15 protein-coding genes are annotated in these 14727 nt (G+C 57.9%); 9 read left to right on the top strand and 6 right to left on the bottom strand.

Annotation, left to right across the window (positions count from 1 at the left end; translation table 11 throughout):
• Positions 1-100: 100 nt before the first annotated feature.
• From bssS to rne, 5 genes are all read right to left on the bottom strand, one after another.
• On the bottom strand, positions 101-355 hold the full coding sequence (gene bssS, locus ACL2XN_RS09065) for a biofilm formation regulator BssS (RefSeq protein ID WP_410015763.1): 255 nt from the start codon (positions 353-355) through the stop codon (positions 101-103).
• Positions 356-578: 223 nt separating this feature from the next.
• Complete coding sequence (locus ACL2XN_RS09060; RefSeq protein ID WP_410015762.1) at positions 579-848, bottom strand: hypothetical protein; 270 nt, start codon at positions 846-848, stop codon at positions 579-581.
• 179 nt (positions 849-1027) lie between these two features.
• Positions 1028-1267 (bottom strand): DNA damage-inducible protein I, encoded by a 240-nt coding sequence (gene dinI / locus ACL2XN_RS09055; protein ID WP_410016581.1) that lies wholly within the window; start codon positions 1265-1267, stop codon positions 1028-1030.
• A 123-nt stretch (positions 1268-1390) separates the two neighbouring features.
• Entirely contained in the window at positions 1391-2437 is a 1047-nt protein-coding gene (gene pyrC / locus ACL2XN_RS09050) for a dihydroorotase (protein ID WP_413722426.1), read from the bottom strand.
• 130 nt (positions 2438-2567) lie between these two features.
• The gene (rne, locus tag ACL2XN_RS09045; protein ID WP_413730702.1) at positions 2568-6257 is read right to left on the bottom strand and encodes a ribonuclease E; all 3690 of its coding nucleotides are present in this window, start codon (positions 6255-6257) and stop codon (positions 2568-2570) included.
• A 563-nt stretch (positions 6258-6820) separates the two neighbouring features.
• Between rne and rluC the strand changes: the two genes are divergently transcribed.
• Positions 6821-7777: a 23S rRNA pseudouridine(955/2504/2580) synthase RluC gene (gene rluC, locus ACL2XN_RS09040; RefSeq protein WP_410015759.1), complete on the top strand. Its 957-nt coding sequence runs from the start codon at positions 6821-6823 to the stop codon at positions 7775-7777.
• A gap of 61 nt (positions 7778-7838) precedes the next feature.
• Here the strand turns inward: rluC and ACL2XN_RS09035 are convergent, their stop codons facing one another.
• Complete coding sequence (locus tag ACL2XN_RS09035; RefSeq protein ID WP_413728670.1) at positions 7839-8444, bottom strand: Maf family protein; 606 nt, start codon at positions 8442-8444, stop codon at positions 7839-7841.
• A gap of 139 nt (positions 8445-8583) precedes the next feature.
• Here ACL2XN_RS09035 and yceD point away from each other — a divergent pair, with 139 nt between their 5' ends.
• The 8 genes from yceD (at position 8584) to fabF (ending at position 14717) form a co-directional block, all read left to right on the top strand.
• The gene (gene yceD, locus ACL2XN_RS09030) at positions 8584-9105 is read left to right on the top strand and encodes a 23S rRNA accumulation protein YceD (RefSeq protein ID WP_331122489.1); all 522 of its coding nucleotides are present in this window, start codon (positions 8584-8586) and stop codon (positions 9103-9105) included.
• A 17-nt stretch (positions 9106-9122) separates the two neighbouring features.
• Positions 9123-9293: a 50S ribosomal protein L32 gene (rpmF, locus tag ACL2XN_RS09025; protein ID WP_162364591.1), complete on the top strand. Its 171-nt coding sequence runs from the start codon at positions 9123-9125 to the stop codon at positions 9291-9293.
• A gap of 15 nt (positions 9294-9308) precedes the next feature.
• On the top strand, positions 9309-10343 hold the full coding sequence (gene plsX / locus ACL2XN_RS09020; RefSeq protein ID WP_413722429.1) for a phosphate acyltransferase PlsX: 1035 nt from the start codon (positions 9309-9311) through the stop codon (positions 10341-10343).
• Positions 10344-10349: 6 nt separating this feature from the next.
• Entirely contained in the window at positions 10350-11303 is a 954-nt protein-coding gene (locus ACL2XN_RS09015) for a beta-ketoacyl-ACP synthase III (RefSeq protein WP_410015756.1), read from the top strand.
• A gap of 21 nt (positions 11304-11324) precedes the next feature.
• Positions 11325-12254, top strand: coding sequence for an ACP S-malonyltransferase (fabD, locus tag ACL2XN_RS09010; protein WP_410015755.1), 930 nt, complete (start codon positions 11325-11327; stop codon positions 12252-12254).
• Positions 12255-12268: 14 nt separating this feature from the next.
• Positions 12269-13003, top strand: coding sequence for a 3-oxoacyl-ACP reductase FabG (gene fabG / locus ACL2XN_RS09005; RefSeq protein ID WP_413730701.1), 735 nt, complete (start codon positions 12269-12271; stop codon positions 13001-13003).
• A 154-nt stretch (positions 13004-13157) separates the two neighbouring features.
• Entirely contained in the window at positions 13158-13394 is a 237-nt protein-coding gene (gene acpP / locus ACL2XN_RS09000) for an acyl carrier protein (protein ID WP_011410921.1), read from the top strand.
• Positions 13395-13475: 81 nt separating this feature from the next.
• Positions 13476-14717 carry a beta-ketoacyl-ACP synthase II gene (fabF, locus tag ACL2XN_RS08995; RefSeq protein WP_410015753.1) on the top strand — a complete coding sequence of 414 codons (1242 nt, stop codon included), beginning with the start codon at positions 13476-13478 and terminating at the stop codon, positions 14715-14717.
• Positions 14718-14727 lie beyond the last annotated feature (10 nt).

Here is a 14727-nt window from a genome sequence, read left to right as displayed (position 1 = left end):
GAATTAGGAGGGCATTGTCATCTGGCGGAAACATGGCCCCAGCATAATAAAAAAAACACCCGGTGCAAAGCAGCGGGTGCCTGAGGGGTAGTGGTCGAGATTAATGTTTTCGGTGATCAATATCGTGATATTCCGTTGCTTCAATTTTGGCGATGCCCGCTTCAAGGATCGAAATCAATTGCTTCGCGACATCTGTGGTCAGCCATAGGGTTCTGTCCACTTCCGCATCTTCGGTGGCCTGGCTGGGGGAATTGATGTAATGCAGGCGGATCATCATGGCATTGTAGGCGTCTACGGTGCTGATGTCCCAGCCGACCAATGGATGGGTATGGATTATCTCGTTTTTTCTGTCCATAAATACCCCTTTTTCTGACTCGTTTAATAAAACAAAGAGTGTCTTTGAGGCTCAGTGCGGCTCCATTTTAGCGAGCAATTTAAGTATACCCTTGTTTGTCACTTTTTTTGCTAATTGAACGATTTTTTTTAACTTTTGTACTATTTCGTTAAACGCGTCATCAGAAATAGCGCGAGGCCACGACGTATTGGCTACCGTGGGCGGGGTGGGCGTGTGGATGGAATTAGACGGCGGCGGGCGGAATTACCGGGCCGATGCGTTTGGCCAGCTCTTCGGCCAGCTGGGCGAAATATTTTTGCATGATCGCATCGCGGTTTTGGTTTTGGGATTCCAGCATCAGGTTGTGGATGAGTAACTGATTGGCTTTTTCATCCAGGCTGAATGACAGGTAAGAAAACGCGATCTCCAGTACATTAAGCCTGCGCTGCTGCTCGCCAATTAATGCCAGCAGTTCGCCGAACGTCATTGCTTCTTCAGGTTTATTGGCAATCATATAGGCATTCTCCCCGGGACGGTTTGTGCACAATGCGCTGCTTGGGGTGATTACAGCCCAGAAAAACGCATTTGCCAATAGGGGAAGCGCAAAAATTCGCTAAAAGCCTCGTTTAACAGAATTTTTGGCATAAAAAAGCCGGGAATGAATCCCGGCGAAGCGACAGTACAAACTTCTTATTATTGAGAGTCAAACCAATCGTCGGCGCTTTCCCACGTTTCTTGCAGGATATCGGTGATCAGCGCCTTGTCTTCTTTACTGCCTCCCATAACGCTGATGCCGTTGGCGCCCGCATAGCGCACCTGGACATGGGAATCAGTAAACTGTTTATCAATCCGGGCCGTAAATTCCTTGGTCAATGCCTCAAGCGCGCCTGCGGGAAGCGGTGTCGCTTTAGCAAGAGTAATTTCGATACGCATATTTTTTCTCATAGTATCAACGCCTGTTTATTTATACAGTGTCGCCGTCGCCAGTGCAAGCGCCAACAGGCTTTTATTTTACAGCGGATACTGATAAAGCCCATCGGCATCGACTTGCGTCCATCAGGCTTCCACCCACCAGTGCAGCGCCTGTCCGGCCAGAAACGGCACCAGGACGTCGTCGCCCAGCGGAATACTGTCCGGCTGCAGATGGGTATGCCGACGCAGGGTAATGAAATCATCGTTCGGCGGCAGCCCATAAAAGCGTGGGCCGTTCAGCGAACAGAACGCTTCAAAGTGCGCCAAGGCGCCGATTTCCTCAAATACCGTGGCATAAGCGGCGAGAACGTTAGGCGCATTAAACACGCCGGCGCAGCCGCAGTCGCACTCTTTGCGGTCGCGGCTGTGCGGAGCCGAATCGGTGCCCAGGAACAGTCGATCGCAGCCCCCGGCAACGGCGGCGCGCAGCGCTTCCTGATGCGTATTGCGTTTCAGGATCGGCAGGCAGTAGAGATGCGGCCGTACTCCGCCCACCAACATATGATTGCGGTTGAACATCAGGTGCTGCGGGGTGATGGTGGCGGCCAGATGGCTGTCCGCGGCCAGTACATACTGCGCCGCTTCGCGGGTAGTGATATGTTCCAGGACAATTTTCAGCGCCGGAAAGCGCCGGCGTACCGGTTCCAGGATCCGATCGATAAAACACGCCTCGCGATCGAAGATATCAATCTCAGGCGCCGTGACCTCGCCGTGGATCAGCAACGGCATGCCGATTTCTTCCATGGCGCCGAGCAGGGGGTAAATGCCGGGGACACTGGTCACGCCGTGGCTGGAATTGGTGGTGGCGTTGGCCGGATATAATTTCGCGGCGCTGAAAACGCCTTGCTGGAATCCCGTCACTAACTGCGTTTTATCCAGCGTATCGGTAAGGTAGCAGGTCATCAGAGGCTGGAAACGGTGGCCGGCGGGCAATGCCGCCAGTATCCGCCCGCGATACGCAACGGCCTGTTCTATGGACGTAATCGGCGGCGTCAGGTTCGGCATCACGATAGCCCGGCCAAAGACGCGGCTGGTATAAGGCAATACGGTACGCAGCATATCGTCGTCGCGTAAATGCAGATGCCAGTCGTCGGGACGGCGGATATGGAGTTCTGTCGGCTGTGCGGTCATGAATAAGGCTCCGGCTATTGAGTACGGACAAACGGGTCAATATCAGATTAACGGCGGGGTATTAGAATAAGCATATCGGGCGGAAGTTGCATTATAAAAAAACCCGCCGCAGCGGGTTTGGATGGCAATATCAGTCGTCGTCCTTCGGCGTTGGCCGGGTCGCCGGGGCGGCGGCCTGATTTGCGGCCGCGTGGCCGCCCGCCGAACCGCGTCCCTCGAACCGGTACTCCGGACGCTGCCACTGCTTCACAGGCTCGGGGGCCGGGCTGTAAACGGGCGCAGGGGCCTTGGTCATGGGGGCGCTGACATGCTGTTTAAGAATGGGCTGCGCCTTGTCGTCTTCTGGCTGGACTTCCTGCTGTCCGTTCGGGATAGCGGGGGCCGGTTGCGGTTGCCCGTCGGCAACCGGCGTCGGCGCTGCGTGGGCCGATTGCGCCCCGGCGGCGTCCGCCGCCGGGGATGCCAGGGCCGGTTGCGTATCGGCGACGGTAGCGTGCGGTGCCACCGGGGCGCTGACCAGCGGCGCGGCTTCCGCTACTTGGCGTGGCGGCGACAGACGCGATACCTGCAAGGCGGCAATGATATCATCGGAAAGCAGGACAACGGCCGGTTGGCTCGCGACAGCCGACGGCGTTACGCTTGCCGGCTGTTCCTGTTCCGTCAGATCCGGGGCCAGCGTGGCAAACGACGCGGCGTCGGTATCCGCCACGGACGCGGCCGGTTGGGCTGCGGCCAGGGTGTCCTGCGCCACGCCGCGATCTTGCGCCTGGATGACATCGGGTACCTCATCGGCCGCCGCCAGTTGGGCCGGGGTCGGCTCAAGCGGAACCAGGGTCGCCGCGGGCAATTCCTGCGGCGCCAGGGCGTCGGTGGTGGCGACGCCTGCCGGCCCGGCGACGGTGCTGCTGTCGACAATGCTGTCGAGGGCGCTGGCCACGTCGCGGTCACGGGTGTGCTCGTTGCCGCCGCCCTGGCTGCCGGTAGCATCGGCGACCTGTGGCGGCGCGGTGTTTTCCGCCCCCGCCGTGGTCGGTTCAGGCAGCGGCATGACGTTTACCGCGGTCGTCGCGACAGGTTCCGGCAGTTCCGTCACCGTCGACGGGTTTTGTTCAAAACGTTCGACAGGCGTGATGGGATAGCTGATCCAGACCTTGCCGGACGCCATCTCGGGAGAGGCCACCGCGCCGCTGAGCGGCATCGGCGATTGCCCAAGATAACGCTCGTCACGATAACGGCGGCGACGCTGGCCGCTGACCCGCAAATGGCGCGGGGAGCGACGCGAACGGCGGGGCAGGCCCGCTTCGTTGCCGTTGCGGCCTTCCTGCGCGCTGTTGTCCAGCCCTTCGGGCGCCGGAGCGTCCTCGGTTTGGAACATGATGTCAGGGGTCGGCGCGCTGCCGGCCTGGAACCTGATATCCGGCTGCGAGCCGGTGTCTTCGCGGACGCTTTCGCCTGCGGCGGCGACCTGCGTAACGTCGGCCGCGTCATCGGTGACCCGCACTTTCTGGGACAGATTGCGACGCTGGCGGCGCGGAACGATTGGCGTCGGTTTATCGTCATCGTTCACCGGTTCGGCCAGGGCTACGGCTTCGGGCTCGATCATCTCGGGCTCGGCCTCAACCTCAACCTCAACCGGCAGGGGTTTGGCTTCCTGCGGCTGGCGCTTATCTTCCTGGCGACGGCGCGGACGATCGGCGCGCGGTTCGCGGCGTTGCGTCTGCTCCTCCTCGGTCTGCGGCTTCTCGGCTATCACGGCGTCAAGCATCTCGGTCTCGACCGGCGCGTTCTGGCGTTTGCCTTTACTACGCGCATCGTCACGGGGTTCGCGGCGTTCGCGCGGTTCACGGGGCTCACGCGCTTCACGCGGCTGGCGTCCTTCCTGCGGCGCGCGCTGCTCACGCTCGCCGTTACGATCGCGGCGGACATTCTGGCGGCGCTGGCCGCGGCGATCCTGCTGCTGGCGACGCGGCGCCTCGGCGGGTTCGGCTACGGCAGGGGTCTCTTCCTTCGGCAGGACCGGTTCGGCGGTTTTTACCGAGGTATCTTCCTCAGGATCGCTAAACCAGCTTTTCAGGCGGTTTACCGCGCGGCTGAATAACCCGGCGGAAGCCGGCTCAGCGGATTTTTCGGGCTTGGCGACGGCCTTGACGCCGGTTTCCCGGGCTACCGGCGCGGGTTCCTCAATCACCGGCTCAGGCGACATCGGCGGCGAATCCGGCATAACGAAAGCAGCCAGCGCGGGTTGTTCAGGCAGCTTACGCTCGGCCGCCGGTTCTTCGGACGGCTGGGCCATTTCCGCTTCGTGCAGTTGCGGCAACAGATAGCTCAGGGTTGGCGCTTCTTCGCCCTTGCGCACGCGCAGCACCGCGTAATGCGGGGTTTGCATTTGATCGTGCGGCACGATAATCGCCCGCACGCCGCCCTGGCGGCGCTCGATGGCGTTGACCGAATCACGCTTTTCATTGAGCAGGTACGAGGCAATCTGCACCGGCACGATGGCATGCACCTCGTGGGTATTCTCTTTCAGCGCCTCTTCTTCGATAAGGCGCAGGATGGATAGCGACAGCGACTCGTTATCACGAATGGTGCCGGTACCGCCGCAACGCGGGCAGACATGGTGGCTGGATTCACCCAACGACGGGCTCAGGCGCTGGCGCGAGAGTTCCAGCAAACCAAAACGCGAGATGCGGCCGATCTGGATGCGCGCGCGATCCTGGCGCACTGATTCACGCAGGCAATTTTCCACCTCGCGCTGGTGACGCACGGGGGTCATATCGATAAAGTCGATAACGATAAGGCCGCCCAGGTCGCGCAGGCGTAATTGACGGGCTATTTCGTCGGCGGCTTCCAGGTTGGTGTTAAAGGCGGTTTCCTCGATATCGCCCCCGCGGGTGGAGCGGGCGGAGTTGATATCGATGGCGGTCAGCGCTTCGGTGGTGTCGATAACGATGGAACCGCCGGACGGCAGGCGCACTTCGCGCTGGAAGGCGGATTCGATTTGCGATTCAATCTGGTAATGGCTGAACAGCGGAATTTCGCCGCTGTACAATTTAATTTTGCTGCTGAAGTCGGGGCGGCCGAGGGAGGCGATATGTTCTTTCGCTTTTTCGAGCACCTTGGGATTGTCGATCAGGATTTCGCCGATATCCGGACGCAGATAGTCGCGGAAGGCGCGCACGATGACGTTGCTTTCCTGATGAATCAGGAAGGGCGCGGGACGTCCTTCGGCGGCTTTTTTAATCGCTTCCCAATGCTTGATGCGAAACGCCAGATCCCACTGCAGCGCATCGGCGGATTTACCCACGCCGGCGGTACGGACGATAAGGCCCATGCCGTCGGGGAGTTCCAGCGACGACAGCGCTTCCTTCAGCTCAGTGCGATCGTCACCCTCGATACGACGGGAGATGCCGCCGGCGCGGGGATTGTTCGGCATCAGCACCAGATAACTGCCGGCCAGGCTGATAAAGGTGGTGAGCGCGGCGCCTTTATTGCCGCGTTCTTCCTTATCAACCTGGACAATGACTTCCTGCCCTTCACGCAGCACGTCCTTGATATTGGGGCGGCCGTGGGAGGCGTATTGCGCGGGAAAATACTCGCGGGCAATTTCTTTCAAGGGAAGAAATCCGTGTCGCTCGGCGCCGTAATCGACAAACGCCGCTTCAAGACTTGGCTCAATTCGGGTGATTTTACCCTTGTAAATATTAGCTTTTTTCTGTTCATGACCCGGGCTTTCAATATCCAGATCATACAGCTTTTGGCCATCTACCAGAGCAACGCGCAACTCCTCTTGCTGAGTCGCGTTAATTAACATTCTCTTCATCTTAACTTACTCTTTTTTATGCATTGGCATCAGAGCTGCGGGCAAAAAAACGCATGACCGGGCGATAACCGACGGCCCCGTGACTTGTCGCGAGCCGTCAACCTCACGGTTGTCGCTCGCAGAGGGGCGCATTGTTTCGGTAGCCTGTTTTCAGAGAGAAAGACAGCGCATTTACAGCGGGAATAGCGTCTGATAACGGTCGCCAGAACGAATTCCTTTTGCCGGCCAAGCTGCAATCCGCAGCCCGCTAACTGCCTGATTAATCACTACGTCTTACGCCATTGCTGCGTGTATGGTTGATCAGGCAAATTTAAAAATTCCACGATTTCTCGCCTTTAACGGGCGCAGAGTGGAAAGTTTATGCATTATTCCACCGCTGACACCTATATAGCAAGGCGACTTTACCTCTTGGCAACAAGATTCCGACTTATGGTTACATTTCTGCCTGGCCTGCCTGCTGCGTAGCCGAAATCCACCCGAAAAACTTTTTTACCAATTAAAGCACAGTTAAGCACAGAAAAAGGAGTGGCGCTATGCTGGCGGTATATTTAGAATCGCGTCCCATGAATGAAAATAATGCAGGCGTACAGTTTATAACCGTTTCCGCGGATGAAGCAGGCCAGCGGATCGACAACTTTTTGCGTACCCGATTAAAAGGCGTACCGAAGAGCATGATTTATCGTATCGTGCGAAAAGGGGAAGTGCGGGTCAATAAAAAACGGGTCAAGCCCGAATACAAGCTGCTGGACGGCGATGAGCTCAGGATTCCGCCGGTGCGTCAGTCCGCGCCGGATGAAAACACCGTTTCGCCGCTGCTGGACAAAGTGGCGGCGCTGGCGGAAGCGGTTCTGTATGAAGACGATCACCTGCTGATTTTAAACAAGCCTTCCGGTACGGCGGTGCACGGCGGCAGCGGCTTAAGTTTCGGCGTCATTGAAGGGCTGCGCGCGCTGCGCCCCGATGCCCGGTTCCTGGAACTGGTTCACCGCCTGGATCGGGATACGTCGGGTGTGCTGCTGGTGGCCAAAAAACGATCGGCCCTGCGTTTACTGCACGAGCAGCTGCGCATGAAAGGCATGCAGAAGGACTATCTGGCGCTGGTCGCCGGAGAGTGGCCGTCGCAGACCAAGACGGTCAGCGCGCCGTTGTTGAAAAATATCCTCGCCAGCGGCGAGCGCATCGTGCGGGTGGGCAGCGACGGCAAACCCTCGGAAACGCGCTTCAAGGTAGAAGAACGTTTTGTGCACGCCACCCTGGTAAAAGCCAGCCCGGTGACCGGCCGCACGCACCAGATACGCGTCCATGCCCAATATGCCGGCCACCCGATTGCCTTTGACGATCGTTACGGCGACGCGCAATTTGATCAACAGCTCAAGGGATCGGGCCTGCACCGGCTGTTTTTACATGCCGCGGCCCTGCGCTTCGATCATCCCGCCACCGGCGAGACCATGCGCATAGAGGCGCCGCTGGATAAAGGCTTGCGCCATTGCCTGGTTTACCTGCGCGCCAACGATAAATAAGGCGGCGCGCAGGAAATGGGGCGACGGTATCGCCATCCCGCCGGCGGTTGCTGCGGCCCTGCTAGCGCAAGCGCGCCTGCGCGTCCGTGAGCAGGGGATTGATGCCCTCGTTGCGCAGCATCCCGCCCAGCGCAATCAGCGGCAGGCCGATCAACGCATTGGGATCGCGCCCTTCCAGCGCGTCGAACAGGCTGATGCCCAGCCCCTCGCTTTTGAAGCTGCCCGCGCTGTGCAGCGGCTGGTCCAGCGCCACATAACCCGCGATTTCCGCCTCGCTCAGGGTGCGAAAAGTGACATGAAAGGGTTCTACCGTACGCTGGATCCTGCCCGTCAGGCTGTTAAGCAGCGCCAGGCCGGTATAAAACGTCACGCGCCGGCCGCTGGCTTGCCGTAGCTGGCCGACGGCGTTTTCGTGCGTATGGGGTTTGCCGGTAATGCGGCCTTCAAGCACGCAGCACTGATCGGAGCCGATAATCAGATGAGCGGGGTATCGGCCGGCCAGCGCGCGGGCTTTGCCCTCGGCCAGGCGCAGCACCATGTGGTCTGCGGATTCGTCCGCAAGCCTGGTTTCGTCGATGTCCGGCGCGACGGCGATAAACGGCAGGGTTAATTTTTCCATTAGCGCCCGGCGAAACGGCGACGATGAAGCCAAGACAATTTTGCACATATTTTTTCATCCAACGATGGCGTATTTCCGTGCGTCATTTTAAACTGTTCGCCGCTTCGGAAGCGAATATTGATAAAGGCAGGTAAATATGGCCTTTTTCTTTGACTCTATGCCGTTACAAAGTTAATATGCGCGCCCTATGCAAAAAGTAAAATTACCCCTGACTATCGATGCGGCCCGTACTGCACAGAAACGCCTGGACTATGCTGGTGTCTATGCGCCTGAGCAGGTAAAGCGTATTGCCGAATCCGTGGTAAGTGTGGATAGTGATGTTCAGGCGTCGTTGTCATTTAATATTGATAATCAGCGCCTGGCGGTGATCGATGGCAGTGCGGACGTAGCGGTGACGCTGCTGTGCCAGCGCTGCAACCAGCCGTTCGCGCATCAGGTGCACACGACATTTTGTTTCAGCCCGGTTGTCACCGACGAACAGGCTGAGGCATTGCCGGAAGCGTATGAGGCGGTTTATGTCGATGGTTTTGGCGAGATAGACCTGCTGGCAATGATTGAAGATGAAGTTATTCTTTCGCTGCCGATCGCACCGGTTCATGATACTGAACACTGTGAAGTGTCCGACGCGGAGCAGGTGTTCGGCAAGCTGCCGTCCGAGGTTGAAAAACCTAACCCGTTTTCCGTATTAGCCAGTTTAAAGCGAAAGTAATTTAAGGAGTAAGGTCCATGGCCGTACAACAGAATAAACCCACCCGTTCTACCCGTGGCATGCGCCGTTCACACGACGCGCTGACCACCTCTACCGTATCAGTGGACAAAGTCTCCGGTGAAACCCACCTGCGTCACCACATCACCGCCGACGGTTTCTACCGCGGTCGCAAAGTTATCGCCAAGTAATTCCAAGGCGATACATTGATACGTCTAACCCTGGCGTTAGATGCTATGGGCGGCGACTTCGGTCCCGCCGTAACAGTGCCTGCTGCATTGCAGGCACTGGCTTCTCATCCGCAATTAGCATTGCTGCTTGTCGGCAGTCCCGCTGCGATAAATCCTTTACTGGCAAAAACTGATTCCGTTCTACTTGAGCGATTGACGGTTGTTCCCGCCGAATCTGTTATTGCCGGTGACGCCAAACCATCCCAGGCCATCAGGGCCAGCCGCGGCACCTCAATGCGCATCATGCTTGAGCTGATCAAGGATGGAAAGGCCCAGGCCTGTGTCAGCGCCGGCAACACCGGGGCGTTGATGGGGTTGGCGATAATGTTGCTTAAACCGCTGGACGGCATCGAGCGTCCGGCGTTGATGACCGTGCTGCCGCACCAGCAGCGGGGCAAGACGGTCGTGCTGGACCTCGGCGCCAATGTGGCATGCGATGGCGAGATGCTGGCCCAGTTCGCCATTATGGGCGCGGTGATGGCGGAGGATATCGTGGGCGTGGCTAACCCGCGGGTGGCGCTGCTTAATATCGGCGAGGAGGAGACCAAGGGTCTCGATAATATCCACCAGGCCGCGGCGATACTGAGAAGTATTCCGTCAATCAACTATATAGGTTATCTTGAAGCCAACGAGTTGCTGACAGGGAAGACCGATGTGCTGGTCTGTGATGGGTTTGTCGGCAACGTCACATTAAAGACCATGGAAGGGGTGATAAGACTTTTTCTGTCTTTGCTTAAATCCTCAGGGGACGGCGGCAGGCAGGGTTGGCTGATGAAACTTGTCAAACGCTGGGTGAAAAAACGCCTCGCGCGCCAATTCGGCCATCTTAATCCTGACCAATATAATGGCGCTTGCCTGTTAGGTTTGCGTGGCACGGTGATCAAAAGCCACGGGGCGGCGAATCAGCGCGCGTTCGCTGTCGCTATCGATCAGGCAATGCAAGCGGTGGAGCGGCGGATTCCCGAGCGGATTGCCGCTCGCCTAGATGCGGTATTACCCAAGAGTGATTAAGCGTACATGTATACAAAGATTCTCGGTACCGGCAGTTATCTGCCGGCACAAATAAGGTCGAATGCGGACCTGGAAAAAATGGTCGATACCTCCGACGAATGGATCGTAACGCGTACCGGTATTCGTGAACGCCGTATCGCCGGGGTGGATGAAACCGTTTCCACCATGGGTTTCATCGCCGCGCAGCGCGCGCTGGAAATGGCGGACGTCGAGGTGGGCAAGATCGGTTTGATCATCGTCGCCACCACCTCGTCGAGCAATGCCTTCCCCAGCTCGGCGTGCGAAATCCAGCATCATCTAGGCCTTCGGGACGCCATCTCTTTCGATATGGCCGCGGCCTGCGCCGGTTTTGCCTACGCCCTGAGCGTGGCGGATCAATATGTTAAACACGGCGCGGTGGATTATGCGCTGGTGATCGGCTCCGATACCCTGAGCCGCACCCTCGATCCCAGCGATCGCGGTACGCTGATCCTGTTTGGCGACGGCGCGGGCGCGGTGCTGCTCGGCCGCTCCGAACAGCCTGGCATTTTATCGACCCATTTACACGCGGACGGGCGCTATGGCGATCTATTGACCCTGCCGTACCACAGCCGCATCGATCCGACGGCCCCTGCGTTCCTGACCATGTCGGGCAATGAAGTGTTCAAGGTGGCGGTGACCGAACTGGCCCATATCGTCGATGAAACCCTGAACGCCAATCAACTGGACCACTCGGCGCTGGACTGGCTGGTGCCGCACCAGGCCAACCTGCGTATCATCACCGCCACGGCAAAACGCCTGAGCATGAGCATGGATAAGGTGGTGGTGACCCTGGATCGGCACGGCAATACCTCCGCCGCCTCCGTACCGCTGGCGTTGGACGAGGCGGTGCGCGACGGCCGTATTAAGCGCGGGCAGCTGGTGATGCTGGAGGCGTTCGGCGGCGGCTTTACCTGGGGCTCGGCATTGATTCGGTTTTGAATTAACAGGAATTAAAAAAAAATGACAATATTGGCAATGGTATTCCCGGGCCAGGGATCCCAGACCGTCGGTATGCTGGCGGAACTGGCGGCACAATTTCCGCTGGTTGAGGCCACCTTCGCAGAAGCGTCCGCCGCTTTAGGTTATGATCTCTGGCAGATGACCCAGCAAGGCCCGGCGGAAGAGCTGAATAAAACCTGGCAGACACAGCCGGCGCTACTGGCGGCCTCGGTGGCCATCTGGCGCGTCTGGCAGCAGCAGGGCGGACAACAGCCGTCATGGCTGGCCGGCCATAGCCTGGGCGAATACTCGGCGCTGGTCTGCGCGGAGGTGCTTGATTTCGCCCAGGCGGTGCGGCTGGTGGAACTGCGCGGCAAACTGATGCAGGAAGCCGTGCCCGCGGGTATCGGCGCCATGTCGGCCATTATCGGCCTCGACAATGCCGCCATTGAGCAGGCCTGCCGCGAGTCGGCGCAGGGACAGGTGGTGTCGCCGGTGAATTTCAATTCTCCCGGACAGGTGGTTATCGCCGGCCATAAAGAGGCGGTCGAGCGCGCGAACGCGGCCTGCAAGGCGGCCGGCGCGAAGCGTGCGCTGCCGCTGCCGGTCAGCGTGCCTTCGCATTGCGCGTTAATGAAACCCGCGGCGGATAAGCTGGCGCTGGCATTGGCGGACATCGCCTTTTCCGCGCCTAGGGTGCCGGTGGTGAATAACGTCGACGTGGTGGCGCAGACGGATCCGGACGCGATACGCCTGGCCCTGGTGCGCCAGCTGTATAATCCGGTACGCTGGACTGAAACGGTGCAATACCTTGCCGCGCAAGGGGTCGACCAGGTGCTGGAAGCGGGGCCGGGCAAAGTGCTCACCGGCTTGACCAAACGCATCGCCGACACCCTTTCCGGCGCGGCGGTAAACGATCCGGCGTCGCTGGCAGCGGCGCTTGGGCAATAATCATGGGGAATGCAATGAGCTTTGAAGGTAAAATCGCCCTGGTCACCGGCGCCAGCCGCGGAATCGGTCACGCTATCGCTGAATTGCTGGCCGAACGCGGCGCAACAGTCATAGGCACGGCCACCAGCGAGCAGGGCGCCGACGCCATCAGCGCCTATCTGGGCAACCGGGGCAAAGGGCTGCAACTTAATGTCTCTGACATCGCATCCATTGATTCTCTTTTAGAGAAAATGCGCGCAGAATTTGGCGAAGCTGATATTTTAGTGAATAATGCCGGAATCACGCGTGATAATCTTCTGATGCGCATGAAAGAAGACGAATGGCAGTCTATCCTTGATACAAACCTGACATCCGTTTTCCGCATGTCCAAGGCGGTAATGCGCGCGATGATGAAAAAGCGTTACGGCAGAATCATTACTATCGGTTCTGTTGTAGGCTCTATGGGTAACGCCGGGCAAGCGAATTATGCCGCCGCCAAAGCCGGATTGATCGGCTTTAGCAAATCGTTGGCCCGTGAAGTCGCCTCGCGCGGCATTACGGTAAACGTGGTGGCGCCCGGTTTTATTGCGACTGATATGACAGATGCGTTGACAGATGACCACCGTGCGGACATTTTGTCCCGGATTCCGGCAAATCGTCTTGGCGATCCGAAAGAAATTGCCAGTGCTGTTGCTTTTTTCGCCTCTGACGAGGCGGCATACATTACCGGTGAAACGATACATGTCAACGGCGGCATGTATATGCTGTAAAAAGCACGAAAATCATTTGCGTTATTTGTGGTAAACACCGCAAAATAGCATAAAATCGTGGTTTGACCAGCCGGGATTTAGTTGCATCTTTTTCAACATTTTATACACTACGAAAACCATCGCGAAAGCGAGTTTTGATAGGAAATTTAAGAGTATGAGCACTATCGAAGAAAGCGTTAAGGCAATCATCGCTGAGCAACTGGGTGTTAAGAAAGAAGAAGTCGTAAACAATGCTTCTTTTGTCGATGACCTCGGCGCTGATTCTCTCGACACCGTTGAGCTGGTAATGGCGCTGGAAGAAGAATTTGATACAGAAATTCCGGACGAAGAAGCTGAAAAAATCACTACTGTCCAGGCAGCTATTGATTTTATTCAGGCAAGCCAGCAGTAAGCGAACATCCCTAGGCGGTCATTCGACCGCCTAAGTTTTTTGTCCCACACAGTGTCTTTTTTCCCTCCTTGGAGGACAAGCGTGTCTAAGCGTCGAGTAGTTGTGACCGGACTTGGCATGTTGTCTCCTGTCGGCAATACCGTAGAATCTACGTGGAGCGCGCTCCTAGCCGGACAGAGTGGCATCGGCCCGATCGACCATTTTGATACTACTGCCTATGCAACACGTTTTGCTGGCTTAGTGAAAAATTTTAATTGTGAAGATTATCTGTCGCGCAAAGATGCGCGCAAGATGGATATTTTCATACAGTACGGCATTGCGGCCGGCATCCAGGCCATGCAGGATTCCGGCTTGGTGGTCACCGAGGAAAACGCGCCGCGTATCGGTGCGGCAATCGGCTCGGGCATCGGCGGGTTGGGATTGATTGAAGAAAATCATACCGCCCTGGTGAATGGCGGACCGCGCAAAATCAGTCCTTTTTTTGTGCCTTCCACCATCGTCAACATGATAGCCGGGCACCTGACCATCATGTGCGGACTGCGCGGACCAAGTATCTGCGTGGCGACGGCCTGTACCACGGGTGTGCACAATATCGGCCATGCCGCCAGGATAATCGCCTATAACGATGCGGATGTCATGTTGGCCGGTGGCGCTGAAAAAGGCAGCACGCCCTTGGGCGTCGGCGGTTTCGGCGCCGCGCGCGCGCTGTCTACCCGTAATGATAACCCGCAGGCGGCCAGCCGCCCCTGGGATCGTGACCGTGACGGCTTTGTGCTGGGCGACGGCGCCGGCGTCATGGTGCTGGAAGAGTACGAGCATGCTAAAAAGCGCGGCGCGAAAATTTACGCCGAAGTGGTGGGTTTTGGTATGAGCAGCGATGCCTATCATATGACCTCGCCGCCGGAAGACGGCGCGGGGGCGGCGCTGGCCATGGTCAACGCCCTGCGTGACGCGGGCATCACCCCGTCGCAGGTCGGCTATATCAACGCGCACGGCACATCCACGCCGGTGGGTGATAAAGCTGAAACCTACGCGGTGAAATCCGTGTTCGCCCAGGATGCGTACAAGGTCATGATCAGCTCCACGAAATCGATGACCGGGCATTTGCTGGGCGCCGCCGGGGCGATAGAGTCTATTTTCAGCATACTGGCGCTGCGCGATCGGGCTATTCCGCCCACCATTAATCTGGACAACCCTGACGCCGAGTGCGATTTGGATTTTGTGCCCCATGAAGCTCGTCAGGTGCCTGGAATGGAATATGCATTATGCAACTCATTCGGTTTCGGCGGCACCAACGGGTCACTGGTATTCCGCCGGATATAATCGTAGAGTG

Origin of the sequence: Sodalis sp. RH22 (genome assembly GCF_047324165.1) — a bacterium.
In the GTDB taxonomy this organism is placed as follows: Bacteria; Pseudomonadota; Gammaproteobacteria; order Enterobacterales; family Enterobacteriaceae; genus Acerihabitans.
The sequence above is the reverse complement of the archived record's forward strand: the minus strand, read 5'-3'. Positions and strand labels throughout refer to the sequence as shown.

What these genes read in the sequence shown, in the direction of transcription:
- yceD (WP_331122489.1), top strand. Translation starts at nt 8,584, where the DNA reads ATGCAAAAAGTAAAATTACCCCTGACTATCGATGCGGCCCGTACTGCA.
- fabG (WP_413730701.1), top strand. Translation starts at nt 12,269, where the DNA reads ATGAGCTTTGAAGGTAAAATCGCCCTGGTCACCGGCGCCAGCCGCGGA.
- ACL2XN_RS09060 (WP_410015762.1), bottom strand. Translation starts at nt 848, where the DNA reads ATGATTGCCAATAAACCTGAAGAAGCAATGACGTTCGGCGAACTGCTG.
- rpmF (WP_162364591.1), top strand. Translation starts at nt 9,123, where the DNA reads ATGGCCGTACAACAGAATAAACCCACCCGTTCTACCCGTGGCATGCGC.
- ACL2XN_RS09015 (WP_410015756.1), top strand. Translation starts at nt 10,350, where the DNA reads ATGTATACAAAGATTCTCGGTACCGGCAGTTATCTGCCGGCACAAATA.
- pyrC (WP_413722426.1), bottom strand. Translation starts at nt 2,437, where the DNA reads ATGACCGCACAGCCGACAGAACTCCATATCCGCCGTCCCGACGACTGG.
- rne (WP_413730702.1), bottom strand. Translation starts at nt 6,257, where the DNA reads ATGAAGAGAATGTTAATTAACGCGACTCAGCAAGAGGAGTTGCGCGTT.
- acpP (WP_011410921.1), top strand. Translation starts at nt 13,158, where the DNA reads ATGAGCACTATCGAAGAAAGCGTTAAGGCAATCATCGCTGAGCAACTG.
- dinI (WP_410016581.1), bottom strand. Translation starts at nt 1,267, where the DNA reads ATGCGTATCGAAATTACTCTTGCTAAAGCGACACCGCTTCCCGCAGGC.
- ACL2XN_RS09035 (WP_413728670.1), bottom strand. Translation starts at nt 8,444, where the DNA reads ATGTGCAAAATTGTCTTGGCTTCATCGTCGCCGTTTCGCCGGGCGCTA.
- bssS (WP_410015763.1), bottom strand. Translation starts at nt 355, where the DNA reads ATGGACAGAAAAAACGAGATAATCCATACCCATCCATTGGTCGGCTGG.
- rluC (WP_410015759.1), top strand. Translation starts at nt 6,821, where the DNA reads ATGAATGAAAATAATGCAGGCGTACAGTTTATAACCGTTTCCGCGGAT.
- fabD (WP_410015755.1), top strand. Translation starts at nt 11,325, where the DNA reads ATGACAATATTGGCAATGGTATTCCCGGGCCAGGGATCCCAGACCGTC.